Raw genomic sequence first — 18,968 nt, forward strand, 5'->3', positions numbered from 1 at the left:
CTATTTTTAATTTGCAGCAACTAACTAAATAAATAACTGCATAAGAGGGCTAATCCATTTATTTTTGTGATGTGCACAGACAGCTGTGATAGTTTTACTACTTAAATCTGTTTTAATTTCACATAAATCTCCTGATTTAATTTCACTTTCTATTGTAAATGTGGGGAGATAAGATATACCCATATCATTTTTTACTAAATTTTTAATTGTTGGTATACTCCAAAGTTCAATTGTATGGTCTAAAGTAATATCCTTTTCTCGTAAATATGTCTCAAATATCTGTCTAAAAATGCAGTTTTTCTCATCTATTATAAATGGTATTTTTAATTGTTGATTGTGTGTAATTCAGTTTGTCTGCCGTTTTTGAAAAGCTACCTTCTTCAACAATAGTCTTAAAAGTTTGCAGATATTTAAGATACATGTTTTCCTCCTAGATAGTTAAATAATTTTAAAGTATAACTTTAAATATTTAATTTAAAGAATTATAATATAAAAGAATTGTAATTACAAGTGTTGAGAGAAATTTTATTATATTTTTTACCTTCTAAAAATAAGAAACTTAATTGTTAAGATATTTGTGAGGTTTGTGTATCCAAAATAATAATATTATTGCAAATAGAGGACTAAACCAAAATGCTAGTAAAGTGTAAAGACTAGTATTTAAAGTATTTTTAGTCGAAACTCTATTACAAGCGATTAATAGTATTATAGACAAAATATGAGCAATAATTTCTAATATGTTTGAACTAAAGTCTTTAAAAAAGACTAAAAAAGAAAAAATATAAGAGATACTCATACATATAAAAAAACAATAATTCAGTATTTTAAATTTTAATAGTTGTTTTTTATTATCATTGATTGTCATAAGTATTCCTAAAATTATAGACAGAATGATAAATGTGTTTGATTCTTGCAAATAAGAAAAGACAGTCATAAATTTATTCTCCTAATATTAACTATAAATTGTAAAAAAATAATCTAAATACCTAATAATTGAATAACCAATGAAATATGTAAATAAATAAAAAAGAAACTTTTTAAATCCATTTAATTTGAAACTTTTTTCTATCTTTTGACAAATGGAATTTATCAGAATGAAAACAAAAATCGCAATTAAAAAAGTTATTAAATACTTTAACATAGGATAATAGTCCATAAATAATTACCTCATAAATTAGTATAACTCTAGAGTAATATGAGTTGTTAATAATAGCAATCAATTTTGCAGAACTGTAAATAAATTGAAATAAATTATTCAAAAGGAAAAGGAGATATGGATTATGGATGAAAATTTAAGTAAAGAAATCAAAATGCTATGAACTATAGAAGTAGAAAAAATAAGATTATTAAATAATTCAGTTATCAATAGTAAGATTATTAATATGTTATATCTCAAAATAAAGGAATTTGAATTACCCATTTTTTCATGAAAAGCTTGAAAATGAGACTATTTAGAAACTATCCTGAGATTTTTTATTGATAATTATGTAAGATAATAATATTGTGGAAATGAAGAATTTTACTATCAAAACTAAATATATACTAGGCTAGAATTAAGAGATTACTCTAGCTTATTGAACTGACTAGGCAGGGTGTGAGGATGCTGTTATTTATTAAAAGAAGCAATGAAGTTAAAGTTAATACCACATAATAAAATTGTATCATTTGAAGATAATTTATCAATAGGTAATATTTCAGATGTAAATAATCAGGAATTAAGAGAAAATAATCCTAAATTATTATTTAACCTAAATTTACTAGAAGATAGAAAATTAGTAAAACATAGAGATATAATAATATGGTATGCAAATAATCCAAGATTTTTCTCTAAAGTCTCAAAGAAATGTTCTGATTTATGTTTAGGTTGTTGTGAAATATTTAGAACTTACATAAAAGATGATACCAATAAGAGGTGGTGTAAAGGTAAAAAATAGATTAAGTCAAAAGGTCATCTTGATAGATGGTCTTTTTTATATAATAAATTAAAAGAAGATGTTAGGGGGATTAAGTTTTTGAACTTATGAAACGAGCAACAAAACTTAATAGGAATTAGCTTTATTCCTTATTGTATGGTATAATATAAAATAGAGATAAGGAAGTGGTTAGTATAGGAATATTAAAAAATGCTGAATTAGTTAGAAAGATAGCACAGAGAATTGCTAGAGAAAAGGGAATAAGAGAGCAAGAGGCATGAAATGATGCTGTTACAGAGTATAAACAAAAACATAGATACTTAGTCTAGAGAATCATCTTGATAGATGGTCTTTTTTTATATAAGAAGTTTGTGTAATAAATTAAAAGTAAATGTAAAAAATATTATACAACTATAATAAGATAAAGTAATGTTTTTAAGGAGAAAAAGATATGCTCAATCAGTTTAATGAATTTCTTGGTAATTATGTAAATATAATTTCTGTAATTGCATCATTTGCAGCAATAGCAGCCTTAATTATATCAATTATGGCTTTTATGGAATCTAATAAACAAGCCAAATTGATATTAAAATATAGAAGAAATAATGAGAATAATATGGCGGGTGATTATTATGAGAATGGTAATGGATATATTAGACTTGATTCAAATAAGTTAGATGATAAAGCTAATATTTATGCTGAAATTCATAGTAATAACTTAGTTGATTTTGTAATAGAAAATAAAAGTACTATTGTTGCAAAAAGCCCCATATTAAGTTTGAAATTTATTAATATGGAAGTAGATATTGGAGAAAATAACAATTTTGAACAGATAAATAAAGAACTTAGATGGCACCCAAAAGATAATACTACAATTCATAAAGGAATAAATTTTAGAATAGAACAATTTAATTTTAAAAATTGTATTATGCTTAAAAAAGAAGCTTATATAGAAGTAGTATTATCAGCTGATAACATGGAAACAAAAGAATTTAGGATACCAATAAAGGCGTATTAAAGAACTCAATAACAGGAGTTCTTTTTTTAATTTAATTAATCTTAGTGGTTCTTATAGAGTTATATATTTCTTCCTAACTAAATAATAAGATACTAGTGTTATAATAGATACTAATATCACTGATATTATTGCAGTATCAAATTTTTTTATTAATAAACCCATTATTATGTATTCTAAACTTATTAAATAGTTAAAAAATAGTTCTAGTTTAATAGCTTTTTCTCTGTCTATATTTCCATATTTCAATTCTAACTTATCTAAATATTTTTTCTTGCAATAATTAGCTTTACCTTTAATTAAGTATCTTATTGTAGTTCCTATTGAGAATATTACTCCTATACTTAAAAGTGTATTGTTCCAAAAATCCATATATCATTATCTCCTTTATAATATACTCTATTAATGCTTTCTGTTTTGTCTTAAATATAAAAATATTATACGTATTAGAGTACCTATAAGCACTCCAGCAAGTAAAAAAATAAATAGTCTAATTGTATAAAAGCTTATTTCTTTTTTAGAAATAAATTCATAAGATATACATATTAACGCACCAATACAAAACCCTAGTATAGTACGAAAAGAATTCTTTAAAATATCTTTCATAAATAATCACCAACTCATATTATATTTACTTTTCTTAATCAAAGTATATCAGTAACATAAGTATAAAGAGTGTCTAAAATATTACAAATATTAACAAAGCACATAAAACTATAGTATAAATTGTAATAAAATGAATGAAAATTATCATCCTAAAACATAAGATATTTTATGGTGGTATTAGAATGAGAGAAAATTGAGTTGTATTTGTTTGGCTTAGCCGAACAATGCACACAGTAGATTATTTATATTTTCCAATATATGAAAGGTAGGCAATATGGAAACAAACCAATACAATAGACCACTATAACAATTACAATAGGGATAGTTGGCTTGTATTAAAGTATGGTTCAGTGAGTTTCTAACTACAATGCATTATATTGAGAAGCATATAATATTCAGGAAATAAGATATATATTTATTATTATCTTTCAAAACTATAGGAGAAAGAATAATTTAAGGGCGATAAAATGGAAGCATTAGAAGAATGAATAAAAAGTCAGCAAGAATAAGAGGAGTAGATTGAAAGGTAGCACTTAAAATAGTAGCTACCTTTTTATTTTAAACTACTTATTAACCTATATTAACACCAAAATTTCCACATAATCCTGCAAGCCCATCTTCAAAACCAGAACCTAAGGCATTGAATTTCCATTCTTCATTATGTTTATATAACTCTGCAACCACTATTGCTGTTTCTATACTAAAATCTTCACCTAACTCATATTTGATAAGCTCTTCACTAGTTTCTTCATTATAAATTCTTATATATGAATTTTCAACTTGTCCAAAGTTTTGTCTTCTTGTAACAGCTTCATTTATAGTAACAGTGAATGATATCTTTGCAATGTTTTGTGGTATTTTAGATAAGTCAACGCTTATTTGCTCATCATCACCATCTCCAACTCCTGTTCTATTATCTCCCATGTATTCAACTGCTCCAGAAGCATGTTTTAAATTATTGTAGAATATGAAATCCCCATCATTTGTTACCTTACCATCAGCTCCAGTTAAAAATGCAGAAGCATCTAAATCAAAATCAAAACCACCATCATATTTATTAGTATCCCATCCTAATCCTACCATTACTTTCTTAAGACCTGGGTTAGTTTTTGTTAAACTTACTTTTTGTCCTTTTGCTAAAGTTATACCCATTTAAAACAACTCCTTTTATAATTTTTTTGTTATAGTTAGTATTAACGATATATATCAGTTAATTCATGAAGCTCTTCATTTTGACCAATTCCTAGGGCATTAAATTTCCATTCGTTATTTCTACGATAAATTTCGCCAGCCAAAACGGTTACTTTACCAGAAAAGTCTTCTTGAAGGTTATATTTAAATAATTCTTGTCTAGAATTTGAATCAACTAGCCTTATAAAAGAATTATTCATCTGGCCAAAATCTTGATTTCTTTTTTTAGCTCTGTATATAGAAACTCCAAAAACTATTTTATGTACATATTCAGGTATATCACATAAATTGACATTTATTTGTTCATCGTCTCCTTCACCTCTTCCAGTTAAGTTATCACCAGTATGTATGATAGATTTAGAAGGATGTTTAAGGTGTCCAAAATAAACTAAATCTTTTGATGATTTCATTTTATCTTCACTAGTTAATGCTATTGCAAATGCATCTAAATCATAGTTTTTTTTACCTAATTTGTTCATATCCCATCCTAATCCTACAATTAAATTTTTTACAGGATTAGCATCTTTTACTAAACTTACTCTTTGTCCTTTTTGTAAATTAACACTCATTTTAAGTTCTCCTTTTAATATTTTTAGTTTTATTGACAGTGTTAAATATAATCATCATATTATTTTTATTATATACATATTTAGAGCAATTTGGCTATATTTATGAATCATTTTTATATAAATATCTTATAATCTATAAATATAGGTCTTGTGTAATTTTAAAACACTTTATAGTTAGTAATTACATAGGTGTTTAAGTTTATATTTGCTTTAATTGTTAAAAAAATCAATAAATGATATAATGGAGAATAATAATTATAAAAACTTCTAGTTTGCAGATAAGATTATATGCATAGGAATTTATACAAAGTTGGGAGATAATTATAATGTAATTATAGATATTAAACTAATAAATAATGTGAACTTAGAATAATGAGATAAATCTTAAAATAAATCTAAGTAGTGTATTTTTTGACTGTTTATTGTATGAAAAACAGCAAGCACAATTTTCAAATATAAAAATATAAGTTTTTTATATTTGAAATTTATGCTTGCTGTTTGTTTTTGTGATTATTCTATTTTTTTAAATCCATTTCCTAAAGCTTCATGTATATCTGTAATTATTATAAACGCATTAGGGTCGACACTTTTCACTAATTTTTTTAGTTCGACAACTTCTTTTTTTTCAACTACAACTAAAAGCACATTTTTATTTTCTCCAGTATAAGCACCTTCACCTTTTAGAATAGTTGCGCCTCTATCTAAATCTTCCATTATTCTTCTACTTATATCTTTTGACAGGTCAGATATAATAGTAAATGATTTTGAATAATTAAATCCTTCAATAAGTAAGTCACTAATCTTTACTAAAATGTATAGTGCCACAGTTGAATAAAGTGCAATCTCAACTTGCTTATTTACTATTCCCGATAGTACTACTACAACACAGTCAACAATACCCATCAAAACAGGAATACTAAGTGTAGGGAAATATTTATTCAATAGGAGTGCCATCAAATCGGTTCCACCTGTAGAGCCATTTATTCTAAAAATAAGGCCTTGACCAACTCCCATTAAAATAGAACCAGATATAATTGCAAGATACATATCATTTGTAATATCTAGTGTAGTCATATTTGCAGTAACTTTAAGTGCTATAGTAAGAAAAATTATTCCTAAGACTGTTTTAAAACAATCTTTCTTTGAAAGTATTCTGTAAGCAAATATGAATAGAGGTATATTTAAAAGTAAATTGACAATCCAAAGTTGTACACCAAATAATGAATTTAAAACAACTCCAAGACCTGTTATACCACCAGCAGCAATTGCATGTGGATTAAAAAACATGTTAAGAGAAATTGCCATTAATATACAGCCTACAATTAATATTAAAATTTCTGAAAAAGTTATTCTATCTTTTTTCAATAACATCACTCCTTATATATAGATTATAATATATATTATATAGTTTTTCCAATTTTTAATAAAAAAAATAAAAACATATTATAAAAATAATTTGATTGGAATTTTCTGAAAATTAATGCTATAATTAAAAATAAATTTAAAGGGAGGTTATAAAATGGCTAAACTGACTTTAGAGAAGATAAAAGGAAATACATATTATATTCCACTTCCTACAATAGTAGGTGTATATGTAGATGGAAATAATGCAATTTTAATTGACAGTGGAAATAACAAAGATACTGCTAGACAAATTCTTAGACTATTAGAGGAGCATAATTTAAATCCTAAATTAATAATAAACACTCATTCAAATGCAGACCATATAGGAGGGAATGCATATTTGAAAAATCAAACAAAATGTAAGATTGCTACAACTAAAATAGAAGGATACTTTACAGAAAATCCAATATTAGAATCGGCATTTTTGTATGGAGGGTATCCAAGTAAAGCACTAAAAAATAAATTTTTATTAGCAAAAGAGAGTGAAGTTGATTATATTATACCTTCAAATGGAAAAATTTTAGATACAGAACTTGAAGCGATTTCTCTTCCTGGTCATTATTTTGAAATGATTGGTGTTAGAACTCCAGATAATGTTTTGTTTGTTGCAGACAGTCTTACACCAGAAAATATAATTAGTAAATATCATTTCTTCTTTTTGTTAGATATAGATTCACAATTTAAAACGTTAGAAAAAATGAAAACTCTTAATGCAGATTTTTTTGTTCCAAGTCACTCTGTCAAGACTACAAGTATACAAGATTTAATTGATGTAAATAAAGACAAGATGGAAGAAATAATATCTAATATTAAAAAGGTTTGCTGTGAACCAATTATGATTGATGAAGTCATTGAAAAAATGTGTGATGTGTACAATGTTAAATTAGATGCTAATCAATACGTTCTAGTTGGTAGTACAATACGTTCTTATATAACATATTTATATGAACATAATATGGTTGAGTATGTATTTGATGGTGGCAAGATGATGATAAAAGCTGTATAAATATTGAAAAATATCAAACTATGCAATAAAAATATTTTAATATAAGTATATTCTAAAAAATGGGATAGAAATAAAATTTGCTACCAAATTGCCACAATAACAAACAATGGTAGCAAATAATTTTATAATATATTTAAAAGTCTAAGGAACTTAATTTTTTATTAACTTATAATTGTTTTCTATATTTATCTTAATTTATCTTACATATAGTTTATTGCTTTTATAGAAAAAAGCTGTGCTGGAGGTTTTAAATGCAAGAAAAAATAAAATCTTTATACATTTTAGCAAGTGTATCTGTTATTGCTTTTATATTAGTTTTAGCATGCTTAATTTTTGGTTTAACTGGTACAATTGATTTTTGGCAAGGATGGATATTTCTGACTGCCTTTTGTATTCCAACTTGTATAATTACAATTTACCTGATGATTAATGACCCAGTATTACTTGAACGTCGCATCAAATCAAAGGAAACACGTCCACAACAAATACTTGGTCAAAGTATCGCTGGATTTCTTTTCTTATTTGGATTGCTAGGAGTACCAGCTCTAGACAACCGCTTTGCTTGGTCTAGTATTCCAATTATTTTGACAATAATATCAGATGTACTTATTTTAATTGGATTTATAATTGTATTCTTTGTTTTTCGCTACAATTCTTTTACATCAAAAGTTATAGTTGTTATGAGTAATCAAAAAGTAATTACTGATGGACCATATTCAGTTGTGCGACACCCTATGTATCTAGGTGCTATATTAATTATACTTTTTACACCTCTAGCACTGAATTCATGGTGGGGAATGATTGCTGTAATTCCTTTATGCATAATAGTTGTGTTTCGTATATTAGATGAAGAAAAGTTGCTTAGTGCTGAACTTGATGGGTATAAAGAATATTGTCAAAAAACAAAATATCGTATTATACCTTATATTTGGTAGAGTGCAAATTTTTAGTTTATTAATCGGATTAAATAACTTTGGTAAAAAGTCGAACATTTTAAGCTGTATTTCTATTTATTAATTAATAGTCAAGTAATTAATAAATAGAAATACAGCTTTTTTATATTAAATAATTTTAGGTGAATAGATATTTAATTATAAAATTATGCTATAATTTGTAAGTAAAGAGGTAAATTTATAAAAATTAAAAAAATAATTAATTATAATAAGGGGGAAATATTAGGAATTATGAATAAAAAGTTCAAAAAATTCAGTAAAAAAATAGGTATATCAACTTTGGCTTTGACTCTAATTCTTTTTAATAGTTTAACTGCAAGTGCACAAATCAAAGAAGATTCTATAATAGGAACTGATAGATATGAAACAGCAGGGCTTATAGCAGATAGGCAGACTTATGACACTGTAATATTGGTTAATGGAGATAAAAATTTATCTGATGGACTTTCATCAAGTGGACTAGCTGGGGCTATTAACGCGCCAATACTTTTGACTAAAAAGGATGAAATACCAAAGGCCACTTCAAATAGACTAGATAACAAGAATTTGAACGTTGTAAAAAAAGTGTACATAATTGGTGGTTATAATACTATTGAAAGTTCCGTGGAAAAAGATATAAAAAGAAAAGGTATTGAAGTAGAAAGGATAAGTGGAAATAATAGAATTGAAACTAGTTACAATGTAGCAAAAAAAATAAATGAAGTTAGTAAGGTAAAAGATGTCATGTTGACAAATGGGTTTGTAGGAGAGGCTGATGCTATGAGCATAGCACCTGTAGCTGCAAAAAACAAAGGAGCTATAATACTTACAGATGGTAAATCAATTCCATTTAAGATTGAAGGATTAAATATTTATGCTATAGGTGGCAAATCTGCAATAAATGAGGATTTGGTAAGGGAGACTAATGCAACTAGAGTTGGTGGAAATGATAGATTTGAAACCAATAAAAAAGTAATAGAAAAGTTTTATAATGAATCAACTGACTTTTACATAACAAGAGGATATCAATTAGTAGATGCATTAACACTATCTCCTCTAGCAAAAGAAAAGCCAATTGTTTTAGTTGCTGATGGAAGTAATAAAAGTATTTTAAAAGGAGCTAAAAGTATAACAAAAGTTGGAGGAATTGATGCCAATATATATAAACAATGTTTAGATATGGTGGAATATAATAATATGAATATAACTCCAAATATTGTAAAACACTTAACTTCAATTGAAGGAAATGAAGTTTCTGAAGTATATATAGAAACTGATAATTTAGGTGTAGTTGTTGAAAAGACGAATACTGATAAATTTGAGTTTGATTATGTAAGTGTAACTAATGAAAAAAATTGTACTTTTTCTGTGAATGAAGAGACTGCTTCTAATAATGGAAAAAATGGAAAGTTGGTTGTAAGTGCTAAGAAAACAATAGAGAAGAAAGATGGTCCCTTGCAAGATATGAATGGCGATAATATGATAAATGCAAATAAAGATAAGAGAGTAAATGTAATAAAGATTGGAATTCCAGATAAAGTGTATTCTAATTTTAAAGTAGATGTTGAACGAGGCTCAGTAGAACTTTATAATATTAAGGGGGGAGCTACAGTTGATGTCAATGATGGAATTGCGAAAGTTATCGACAAAAGTGTAACATATCCTTTTAATATAAATACTAATAGTGGGATTTCAGGTGTAACAGCCGAAACTATATCATCTGAGATAAAGTTTAGAGGAAACAATGGAATTGTAAATGTAACAGCTACAAATATAAGTGGCAATATAAGTTTGTTTGGAAAGGACAGCAAAGATACCTTTGATGGCATATTCAAATTAAACTTGAAAAAAGAACCATCAAATTTACACTTGAAGTTGATTGGAAATGGTCTGAATAAATTACCAGAAGGTTGGTCTAAAGATTATATCTTAGGAAATGGACAACCAATTGTCGAAGTTAAAAACAGTGGCATAAATAATATATCAATTGGAGAATAAAAACATATAAAAATAGAGCTTATATAATTTTAAAATTATTATAAGCTCTATTTATATTACCAATACTTTCCATGTAGCATTATGTACTTAACAGTTATCTGCTTTAAATGAATTCTCTAAAATATCATAAATTTGTTTTGCAAATTGACGAGAATGTTCTTCTTTTTCTGTATCCATAAAATTAGGCTTACCTAAATCACGTTCAACAAGCATTCCTATATATTTTAACTGTGAATGTTTGCAATAACGCTTTATACCATCTTCCCAGATATCAGCTCCTTTTTCAGGTCTATATCCACAAGTTGTAATAAGTGCTACTGATTTTCCTGACCATAGTGCTGGTCCTTTTTCATCACCATAGTATTTATTCATACCATATACCAATCTATCGAGCAATGCTTTCATTGGAGAAGTGCAATACCAAGAATAAATTGGAGTTGCAAGAATAATTAAATCACACATAAGAACCTTTTTGAAAATTTTATGAACATCATCTTGACGACAACATCCAAAAGAAGATAAATTTTCTTGACATTTTTTACAGGCAATACAAGGTTCTATTTGATAATCATACAACCATAACATTTCAAGATTTGCATTATAGTTTTCTAGTTCTTCTATAAATGGTTCTAAAATAGAAGCAGTATTACCATTTTTCTTAGGGCTTCCCATAAGAATACATACTTTCATATTAACACCTCCATATTATTTTAAAATAATGTTTAATGATATAGTAATATTTAAATTTTATAAAAACTTTTTAAATATATATTCTATAAAATGAGTTTCATTTCATTTAGTAGTTTAAAACCAACAGCCTAAAGAAGTGATTTTAGAAAACTAGCAATATTAGTAACTATGTAGAATGCTAATAAAATTAAAATCATCCATGTAAAAATATGATTTTTGTATGGATATATCTTATTAATTCTTTTTCCAATACGTACCAGTAAAATATACATTAAAAAATATGCTAAAAAGACCATTAAAAATTTCATATATAACCTCACAATTTTAAAGTTTCATATAAATTTAGGATACTACGAGAATACATTAACAACAATACACTTTTTTAATCTGTAATAAAGTTGAAATAAATCATTCAAAAAATTAGGCAAAAACAATTAAGATTGGATATAAAATATATTCAATATAATAATTTTAAGTTATATTTTTTTATTAGATAGATGAATTTATGGCATAAAAACTTATAAATATTACTATTGAATGTTTACTATATAAAATACTTGAAATGCATACTTTAAGCATATGTATATAGTTAACTATACCAATCTATAGTAAAATATATTATAAACAGTATAGGAACTTAATTAATAAAATCATCTATAACTTTGGAGGTATAAAATATGTATTTAAATCAAGAATATAGTTTTATAAAAGAACATGCACCATGTTATATATATGATGAGATTAATATAATCGAAAGGTGTATGGAGTTAAAAAATAGTATTTTAGGTTTTGATTTTTTATATTCCATCAAAACAAATCCATATAATAAAATTGTAAAAAGCATTGCTAAACAAGGGTTTGGAACAGATGCAGCATCCATGAAAGAAGTATTGATTTCAAAAGAATGTGGAGTGGATAGAGATAATATTTACTATTCTGCACCAGGAAAGCTAGAAGAGGAGCTAGAAGCTGTTTTAGATAAGTGTATAATTATTGCAGATAGTATAACAGAAATAGAACTTATAAATAAAATATCAGAAAAACAAAATAAAAAAATTAAAATAGGCATAAGAATAAATCCTGCTTTTACTATGGATGATGATAGCTCTATATCAAGCAAGTTTGGTATTGATATAGAAGATATAGATAATGTTTTTAAAATACTAAATCTTTGTAACTATATATCTGTGGTTGGAATTCATATACATATTAAATCTCAAGTGTTAGATTTTGAAAAGTTAGGATGTTATTATGAAAAATGTTTTCTCATAGCACTAAATTTAAATAAAAGTGAACATATAAATATTGAATTTATAAATTTTGGTAGTGGTATTGGAGTAGTATATGACAATCTTAAAGAAAGTCCAGTTAATCTTAAAAAGCTTTCAATATTAACTGAAAAGATTGTTTCTACTAATGCAAATACATTAAAGGCTAGACTCTTTATTGAATCAGGTCGTTTTGTAGTTTGCACATCAGGTAATTACTATACTAAAATTGTCGATATTAAGGTATCAAGAGGGATAAAGTATCTTGTTGTAAGAAATGGTCTTAATGGATTTATGAGACCTATTATTTCTAATTTAATTGAGAAAGTAACTTGTGGTGTAGAATTAGAAGGGCAAGAACCATTATATACATCAAATCATGCATTTTATTTTTCAGTATTAAGTAGTTCAGAAGAAGAAGAATATGTAACAATAGTTGGAAATCTTTGTACATCATTAGATGTGTTAGCTAATAATGTTAAATTAAAAAAGGCAGTTATAGGAGATGTGATTTCAATTAATAATGCAGGTAGTTACTCATATTCTCTATCTCCAGTAATGTTTTCAAGCTATGAATTTCCTAAACAATACTATAGAAGAAAAGATGAATGGATTGATTAGTTAGGATCTAAATATATATAATAAATATGATTTTAAGTTTATAATGACTTTTTTAATTATTTAATAACTTTTAAAATTGATTTAAAGTATGCATCATTTGCTTAAAAATTATAAAATTTAATACTAAAGCTATAAGTATAAGGTATATAGGGATTAGTAATAACTCTTTATACTTTATTTATTTTAAGGAGTTACTATTTCAATAATAGTTTATTGTGGAGAAGATAAACTATTAGCAAAGATAATAGAATTATATTATAAAAGATTAAAGGAAAGCCATGTGGTAGTAATTGTAAAAGATTATAAACCATATCAAACAGAAAATATGTATGTTATGGGGGAGGAATTTGGAACAAAATTCAAAGAAACAAGTAAGGCTATATGAGAAAAATTCACTTCAATATATGATGATGACCTATAGTCAACAATGTACAAAGCAGAAACTTTGTAAAAGAAAAATACAGGTTAATGTCCTTGTCTTAATATCCTATATGTTTTTTAATAAATTTATTGTACTAAATTTTTATAAACAAAAATATTCTTTTATTTTATTTCAATATAGATATTATATTTAAGGTGACCTTGATGTTTATTTAAGGCTATAAATATGATACTATTTAGATAATACTATTATTAATATATGGGGGTATATTATGAGTTTTAAGAAATATGTAAAATCATTATTAATAGTTTCTAGTCTAATATTGATAATGAGTAAAGCTGGTTTTGTAGCAAATGCATTAGATTTAGGTATTGATAGTGATATTCAATATAATAATAGAAAGAATATGAATGAATTAGATATAACAAGTAGTTTTCCAGATGATTCTTTTAGAAGAGATATTGTAGAAATGGTATTGGAAAACAGAAACGATCCAACAACAAATGAAATTGCATCAAAAGATAATTACAAGATATATAAAAGCGATTTAAATAAAATTGAGAATTGTTTAGAATTAAATTTACATAAAAATCCAGATGTTCCTAATCCAAAAAAAATAGATAACTTAGATGGAATAGAAAATTTTAAAAGTCTAGAAAAACTTGATTGTAGTTCAAACAATTTAGAAAATATAGATTTAAGTGAAAATATAAAATTAAAGTATATAGACATTAGTGGAAATAAGATATTAAATATAGATTTAAAAAATAATAGTCTTATTAATGAATTAAATTGTGATGCAAATAAATTAACCAGTTTAGACCTTAAAAATAATAAAAACTTGGTAAGTTTATTTTTTACGAGTAATGAATTAACAGAAATAAATTTAAGTAATAATAAAAATTTAGAAAGTTTGCAATTTCTTAATAACAATTTAAAAAGTATAGATTTAAGCCATAATCCAAAATTACAATCTTTAAATTGTACTAACAATAAACTTGAATCTCTCAACTTAAGTAATAATGTTATTTTAAAAAATTTAAGCTGTTCAGGTAATAATCTAAGAGAATTAAACATAAAAGGGCTTGTAAATCTTGAGTACTTAGGGTGTGCTAAGAATAAATTACAAGATTTAAATGTGTCTACAAATATAAATTTACGTTCTTTACTTTGTGGTAATAATAGTTTAACTAAAATAGATATCAGTAAAAATAAAGAATTAAATTCACTAGAGTGTAGTAGCCAATATATAGAAAAAAGTATTATAAAAATAGGTGAAAACATAGTTGTGGACATAGGAAAAGAAAATTTAAAATTAAAAGAATTATATCCACGAAATTATGACACATCAACTGGTCTTTTAACATGGAAGAATGCTTCTGATTTTCCAAGTAATGTAAATTATAGTTTGCAATATAAGTATGGTCCAGTAGATGACACACAATATATGGACGTAAATATATCAGTAGATAAATTAGTAAAATGTAGAATTAGATATATAGATTATGATGGGAGTATAATTAATGAAAAAGAGATATTAGACAATTCAAGTATGAATGAAATTCAAGCTAATCCTCAAAGAGAAAACTATGAATTCAGTGGTTGGAGAAATAACAAAGATGAAAAAGTATATACATCAGAACAGGTAAGTAGATTAGTTTTTAATGATAGTATTGACTTTATAGCAACTTATAAAAAAGAATCAACGGGCTCAAGTGGTTCTTCTGGTGGAACTTCAAGTAAAGAGGACTTTAATACAATACTATCTAAGGAAAAAATAACAGGTACAGATAGAAATGATACCTCTGTGAAGATAAGCCAAAAAGGTTGGAGAAAAGCTGATAATATAGTATTAATAAATGATTCTAGTATATCAGATGCTTTATCAGCAACACCATTTGCTAAGTCAAAAGATGCACCAATACTACTTACTCAAAATAATAACTTAAATAAGTTAACAGAAAAAGAAATAAATAGATTAGAAGTAAAAAATGTGTATATAGTAGGTGGATTAAAGTCTGTAGGTGAAAAAGTAGTATCTGATTTAAAGACAAAGGGATTAAATGTAATTAGGATATCTGGAAATGATAGATACGAAACATCAATAAAACTTGCAAAAGAATTAGATAAAAACTCCAAGTTGTCAAAAGTGGTAGTGGTTAATGGAGAAAAAGGACTAGCTGATGCAGTAAGCATGGGAGCTATATCAGCAAAAGAGGAAATGCCAATTCTTCTTACCAATCAAAATGATGATATGAAAGATATAAAAGACTTAATAGCTAATAAAGACATATCAAAGTCATATGTAATAGGTGGAGAATCTTTATTTAATACTAAAGAAGTGAGTAATACATTACCATCTGTAACTAAAATAGCGGGTTCTGATAGAACAGAAACTAATTCAAAAGTAATAAATCATTTCTATAGCAAAGAGATACTTAATGACTTATATGTAGCTAAGAATGGAATGAATAAACAAGATGATTTAGTAGATGCTTTATCAGTAGGAGTACTTGCAGGTAAAACTGAATCTCCAGTAGTCTTAGTTGGAAGTGGATTAGATAATAGTCAAAAAGAGTTAATTAAGAATAAGAAATTTAAAAATATAACTCAAATTGGTGGGAATGGAAATGAGAAAGCTTTTGAGGAAATAGAAAAAATAGTTAAGTAGATTAGAGGGTAGCAACTATAATTAGTTGTTACCTTCTGTTTTGTTTTTACTATAAATTCAATACCTTTTATTCTATATTCATCAAATCAAAATAGGCATATACTATTGCTTGAACACATACCTGTTTGCTTATAAAAACTTATTATTTTCTTTTACATATAATTATATACAAAGTTTGTTTTTCCATTTGATTCATCTATTTTGTAATCCCTCATGTTGTTCAGAATTATTGAAAGTACCTATTAAAACATTCATAAAAGTATTTAATTTGATCATACAACATCCTCCTATATTATTGATTAACTAGTACTGATCGATTATGATAAGTATACTTTATTTTTAGAAGGGTGGAAGTATAGAAGTACTGGAAATCTACTATATAATAAAATCTTCACTTGATTATACAAAGTAAAAAATACATTGGAATGAGTGACCTTGAAGAGAATGTGAAAAATAAGAAATATTACTAGAACAATTATTAAGAACAGAAATTATATTAATAAATTATCTATAAAATAATATCTTTTTATGGTTAAAAAAGAGATAAATGTAAATTTTATAAAATATTAGCAAAAGAAATATCAAAAATTTGAAATAAAAAGATTTATAAAGAACATACATAAAATTTAACTTAAGATTTTAATTTCAGTTTTAATAAATAGAAAAGATGAAAAATTAGATGTAAATAAATTAAATGAATTTGAATAGTATTTCATAAATCTAAAATACGATTAAGAATAAATTTGCTGGCAAAATAAATTTGGTAATAAATTTATTTTGCCAGTAATTAAAAATTATTGTATAGTGTAGTAGTTTGCTTTAGGATAAACATACTTATAGTATAAAGTTTTATGTAGTTTTGTGAATTATAAACAGTCTACAATTGTTCCTTCAGGAAATAATCTCCTAAAAACAAATCTCACTAAAGGGCCTGCAATTAGTAGTTGCAACGGCAATGCAATGATAAAGTTGTTGAGTATATTAACAGCCCATACAAATAAGGTTGTGCTAGAGAAACCAACTGATTCAATGGCTCCAAATAAAGACATACATATAACCATTCCACATACCATACAACTTGATATAACAATGGCCTTTGCAATTTGTTTACTTTGTGGATTTACAATGCAAAATGCAATTTTTTTAGCAATTTTAGAAACAATAAACCAATCAAAAATCATACCTACTACATAGGCTAGCGGAAACCCCATCCAAGCATTTTTTACAGTTTCTGATGAAAGACCTTCATGTAAAGAGATATTATAGATACTCATAAAAAATACCATAAAAGCACACATAAGCACTGTGAATATCAAACTTTCTTTTTTATTTTGTGGCATACTTATTTACCTCCCAATTTAATTTATTTATATTAGGATTATACATTAAGAAAAATTTTAGTGTAAGTAATTTTTTTTATTTTTCATTTTTTTATTTAATTGAAAATTATTTCGATATAATGAAAAATTAAATTTAAATATAGGGTATGATTTTAAGAGGATAAGTAATTAGAAGAGTTATTATAAATTAAGTTACAGTTTATGAAAATTACTATTTTATATTGTCTAAAATAAGATAGAATAAATCAAAGATTTAAAAAAACTTTAACTTAAAAATAGACATATTATTGAAATCTAAAGTAATCTTAAGAAGAATATTCCAAAAAATTAAATACAAATACACTTTTAGTTTTTTGAAATCATTTCTCTACAAAAATAGGAAATATAAACATGTCTATGATATATATGGTCTCTAATATATGAATCAATAAGAAAATTTAAATTTTTATTTCTTTGATAATCTATATCTTATTTATGTACTTAAATTTATTATGTAGAATAATCATTACTTATGTAATTTGTTATAGAATTATAGCAAGAAATAAATTATGGAAAAAATTGGAAAATATTATTATCGACAAAATCTTTGACTTAAAAACTATATTGCGATAGTATTAATTTAATAAAAGTTTGAGAGGGGCGTAAGGCTATGACAATTTCAAAAATACCACAAGCAGAGTTAAAAGTTATGAAGTTTATTTGGGAGAAAAATGATACAGTAACATCAAAAGAAACTATTGAAGCTATGGAACAAAAATATGGATGGAAACAAACAACAACATTGACACTTTTATCAAGACTTGTTAAAAAGCATTTCTTGAATGCAGAAAAAATAGATAGATATACTCATTATACGATAGTTGTTGGTCACAAAGAATATTTGAATGTTGAGACAAAAGATTTTTTAAGTAATATACATGATAATTCTTTACAAAGTTTACTTTCAGCATTACATGAAGATGAAGTGATTGACAAAGATGCATTAGATTTATTTGAAAATCATTTTAAAAATTTAAAGGATGAATAAATATATGTATTTATATGTTTAAGTTTTTAATAGATAGATATATACAAAAATCTATATTGGTATTATTTAATAAGTTACCAACTATTTATAAATTGATGATTAATAGGCGTAAATTCAATAAAATACCTATTAATAATTAAAGTAAGTGGTATCAAGTTAAATGATACCACCTATTTTAGTTCTCCATGCTTTTAGCTTTAAAAATAATTTTTTAATTCATTACTTTTCCTTAATTCAAGCCGTTATTTTATTTAATCATATCAAACTTCCTTAATTGTTTCTAATTGTTCTTAGAGTCAACTTATATTTTTGAGCATAATTAAAATAAAATGAGG

15 protein-coding genes and 1 pseudogene are annotated in these 18,968 nt (G+C 25.3%); 8 read left to right on the forward strand and 8 right to left on the reverse strand.

Going from position 1 to position 18,968, the window contains the following annotated elements; genetic code table 11:
• Window positions 1–24: 24 nt before the first annotated feature.
• Window positions 25–345 (reverse strand): LysR family transcriptional regulator substrate-binding protein, encoded by a 321-nt coding sequence (locus tag IC218_RS04055; protein WP_413927322.1) that lies wholly within the window; start codon window positions 343–345, stop codon window positions 25–27.
• Window positions 302–421 (reverse strand): helix-turn-helix domain-containing protein, encoded by a 120-nt coding sequence (locus IC218_RS22150; RefSeq protein ID WP_227483130.1) that lies wholly within the window; start codon window positions 419–421, stop codon window positions 302–304. The genes IC218_RS04055 and IC218_RS22150 overlap by 44 nt, the downstream gene beginning before the upstream one ends.
• Window positions 422–1,622: 1,201 nt before the next feature.
• Here IC218_RS22150 and IC218_RS04065 point away from each other — a divergent pair.
• Together IC218_RS04065 and IC218_RS04070 are read left to right on the forward strand one after the other, a co-directional pair.
• Window positions 1,623–1,934 (forward strand): annotated as a pseudogene (locus IC218_RS04065) (DUF1835 domain-containing protein); the annotation flags it as partial.
• Window positions 1,935–2,364: 430 nt separating this feature from the next.
• The gene (locus IC218_RS04070; RefSeq protein WP_227435989.1) at window positions 2,365–2,931 is read left to right on the forward strand and encodes a hypothetical protein; all 567 of its coding nucleotides are present in this window, start codon (window positions 2,365–2,367) and stop codon (window positions 2,929–2,931) included.
• Between the two features lie 51 nt (window positions 2,932–2,982).
• Here the strand turns inward: IC218_RS04070 and IC218_RS04075 are convergent, their stop codons facing one another.
• From IC218_RS04075 to IC218_RS04090, 4 genes are all read right to left on the reverse strand, one after another.
• Window positions 2,983–3,300 carry a hypothetical protein gene (locus tag IC218_RS04075; RefSeq protein ID WP_227435991.1) on the reverse strand — a complete coding sequence of 106 codons (318 nt, stop codon included), beginning with the start codon at window positions 3,298–3,300 and terminating at the stop codon, window positions 2,983–2,985.
• 804 nt (window positions 3,301–4,104) lie between these two features.
• Window positions 4,105–4,686, reverse strand: coding sequence for a TerD family protein (locus IC218_RS04080; RefSeq protein ID WP_227435993.1), 582 nt, complete (start codon window positions 4,684–4,686; stop codon window positions 4,105–4,107).
• 41 nt (window positions 4,687–4,727) lie between these two features.
• A complete protein-coding gene (locus IC218_RS04085; RefSeq protein ID WP_227435995.1) occupies window positions 4,728–5,294 on the reverse strand; it encodes a TerD family protein in 567 nt (188 codons plus the stop codon).
• A gap of 510 nt (window positions 5,295–5,804) precedes the next feature.
• Window positions 5,805–6,665 carry a YitT family protein gene (locus tag IC218_RS04090; protein ID WP_227483129.1) on the reverse strand — a complete coding sequence of 287 codons (861 nt, stop codon included), beginning with the start codon at window positions 6,663–6,665 and terminating at the stop codon, window positions 5,805–5,807.
• Between the two features lie 148 nt (window positions 6,666–6,813).
• Between IC218_RS04090 and IC218_RS04095 the strand changes: the two genes are divergently transcribed.
• The 3 genes from IC218_RS04095 to IC218_RS04105 all read left to right on the forward strand — a co-directional run bounded on the left by IC218_RS04095 (window position 6,814) and on the right by IC218_RS04105 (window position 10,634).
• Window positions 6,814–7,704 (forward strand): MBL fold metallo-hydrolase, encoded by an 891-nt coding sequence (locus IC218_RS04095; RefSeq protein ID WP_227435999.1) that lies wholly within the window; start codon window positions 6,814–6,816, stop codon window positions 7,702–7,704.
• A 251-nt stretch (window positions 7,705–7,955) separates the two neighbouring features.
• On the forward strand, window positions 7,956–8,639 hold the full coding sequence (locus IC218_RS04100; RefSeq protein WP_227483128.1) for a methyltransferase family protein: 684 nt from the start codon (window positions 7,956–7,958) through the stop codon (window positions 8,637–8,639).
• A gap of 249 nt (window positions 8,640–8,888) precedes the next feature.
• Window positions 8,889–10,634 (forward strand): cell wall-binding repeat-containing protein, encoded by a 1,746-nt coding sequence (locus IC218_RS04105; protein WP_227823860.1) that lies wholly within the window; start codon window positions 8,889–8,891, stop codon window positions 10,632–10,634.
• Between the two features lie 87 nt (window positions 10,635–10,721).
• Here the strand turns inward: IC218_RS04105 and IC218_RS04110 are convergent, their stop codons facing one another.
• Complete coding sequence (locus IC218_RS04110; RefSeq protein ID WP_227483126.1) at window positions 10,722–11,324, reverse strand: flavodoxin family protein; 603 nt, start codon at window positions 11,322–11,324, stop codon at window positions 10,722–10,724.
• A 677-nt stretch (window positions 11,325–12,001) separates the two neighbouring features.
• Here IC218_RS04110 and IC218_RS04115 point away from each other — a divergent pair.
• On the forward strand, window positions 12,002–13,213 hold the full coding sequence (locus tag IC218_RS04115; protein ID WP_227823861.1) for a diaminopimelate decarboxylase family protein: 1,212 nt from the start codon (window positions 12,002–12,004) through the stop codon (window positions 13,211–13,213).
• Between the two features lie 653 nt (window positions 13,214–13,866).
• Window positions 13,867–16,266, forward strand: coding sequence for a cell wall-binding repeat-containing protein (locus IC218_RS04120; RefSeq protein WP_227823862.1), 2,400 nt, complete (start codon window positions 13,867–13,869; stop codon window positions 16,264–16,266).
• A gap of 866 nt (window positions 16,267–17,132) precedes the next feature.
• Here the strand turns inward: IC218_RS04120 and IC218_RS04125 are convergent.
• Entirely contained in the window at window positions 17,133–17,606 is a 474-nt protein-coding gene (locus IC218_RS04125) for a DUF2798 domain-containing protein (protein ID WP_227436019.1), read from the reverse strand.
• A gap of 649 nt (window positions 17,607–18,255) precedes the next feature.
• On the opposite strand from IC218_RS04125, the gene IC218_RS04130 reads away from it, so the two are divergent.
• Window positions 18,256–18,633 carry a BlaI/MecI/CopY family transcriptional regulator gene (locus tag IC218_RS04130; RefSeq protein WP_227436021.1) on the forward strand — a complete coding sequence of 126 codons (378 nt, stop codon included), beginning with the start codon at window positions 18,256–18,258 and terminating at the stop codon, window positions 18,631–18,633.
• Window positions 18,634–18,968: the final 335 nt, after the last annotated feature.

The sequence above is a fragment of the Clostridioides sp. ES-S-0005-03 genome (assembly GCF_020658455.1).
Lineage (GTDB): Bacteria > Bacillota > Clostridia > Peptostreptococcales > Peptostreptococcaceae > Clostridioides.

Excerpts from the sequence above, each read along its gene's own strand:
- IC218_RS22150 (WP_227483130.1), bottom strand. The coding sequence starts at position 421 with ATGTATCTTAAATATCTGCAAACTTTTAAGACTATTGTTGAAGAAGGT.
- IC218_RS04070 (WP_227435989.1), top strand. The coding sequence starts at position 2,365 with ATGCTCAATCAGTTTAATGAATTTCTTGGTAATTATGTAAATATAATT.
- IC218_RS04075 (WP_227435991.1), bottom strand. The coding sequence starts at position 3,300 with ATGGATTTTTGGAACAATACACTTTTAAGTATAGGAGTAATATTCTCA.
- IC218_RS04080 (WP_227435993.1), bottom strand. The coding sequence starts at position 4,686 with ATGGGTATAACTTTAGCAAAAGGACAAAAAGTAAGTTTAACAAAAACT.
- IC218_RS04085 (WP_227435995.1), bottom strand. The coding sequence starts at position 5,294 with ATGAGTGTTAATTTACAAAAAGGACAAAGAGTAAGTTTAGTAAAAGAT.
- IC218_RS04090 (WP_227483129.1), bottom strand. The coding sequence starts at position 6,665 with ATGTTATTGAAAAAAGATAGAATAACTTTTTCAGAAATTTTAATATTA.
- IC218_RS04095 (WP_227435999.1), top strand. The coding sequence starts at position 6,814 with ATGGCTAAACTGACTTTAGAGAAGATAAAAGGAAATACATATTATATT.
- IC218_RS04100 (WP_227483128.1), top strand. The coding sequence starts at position 7,956 with ATGCAAGAAAAAATAAAATCTTTATACATTTTAGCAAGTGTATCTGTT.
- IC218_RS04105 (WP_227823860.1), top strand. The coding sequence starts at position 8,889 with ATGAATAAAAAGTTCAAAAAATTCAGTAAAAAAATAGGTATATCAACT.
- IC218_RS04110 (WP_227483126.1), bottom strand. The coding sequence starts at position 11,324 with ATGAAAGTATGTATTCTTATGGGAAGCCCTAAGAAAAATGGTAATACT.
- IC218_RS04115 (WP_227823861.1), top strand. The coding sequence starts at position 12,002 with ATGTATTTAAATCAAGAATATAGTTTTATAAAAGAACATGCACCATGT.
- IC218_RS04120 (WP_227823862.1), top strand. The coding sequence starts at position 13,867 with ATGAGTTTTAAGAAATATGTAAAATCATTATTAATAGTTTCTAGTCTA.
- IC218_RS04125 (WP_227436019.1), bottom strand. The coding sequence starts at position 17,606 with ATGCCACAAAATAAAAAAGAAAGTTTGATATTCACAGTGCTTATGTGT.
- IC218_RS04130 (WP_227436021.1), top strand. The coding sequence starts at position 18,256 with ATGACAATTTCAAAAATACCACAAGCAGAGTTAAAAGTTATGAAGTTT.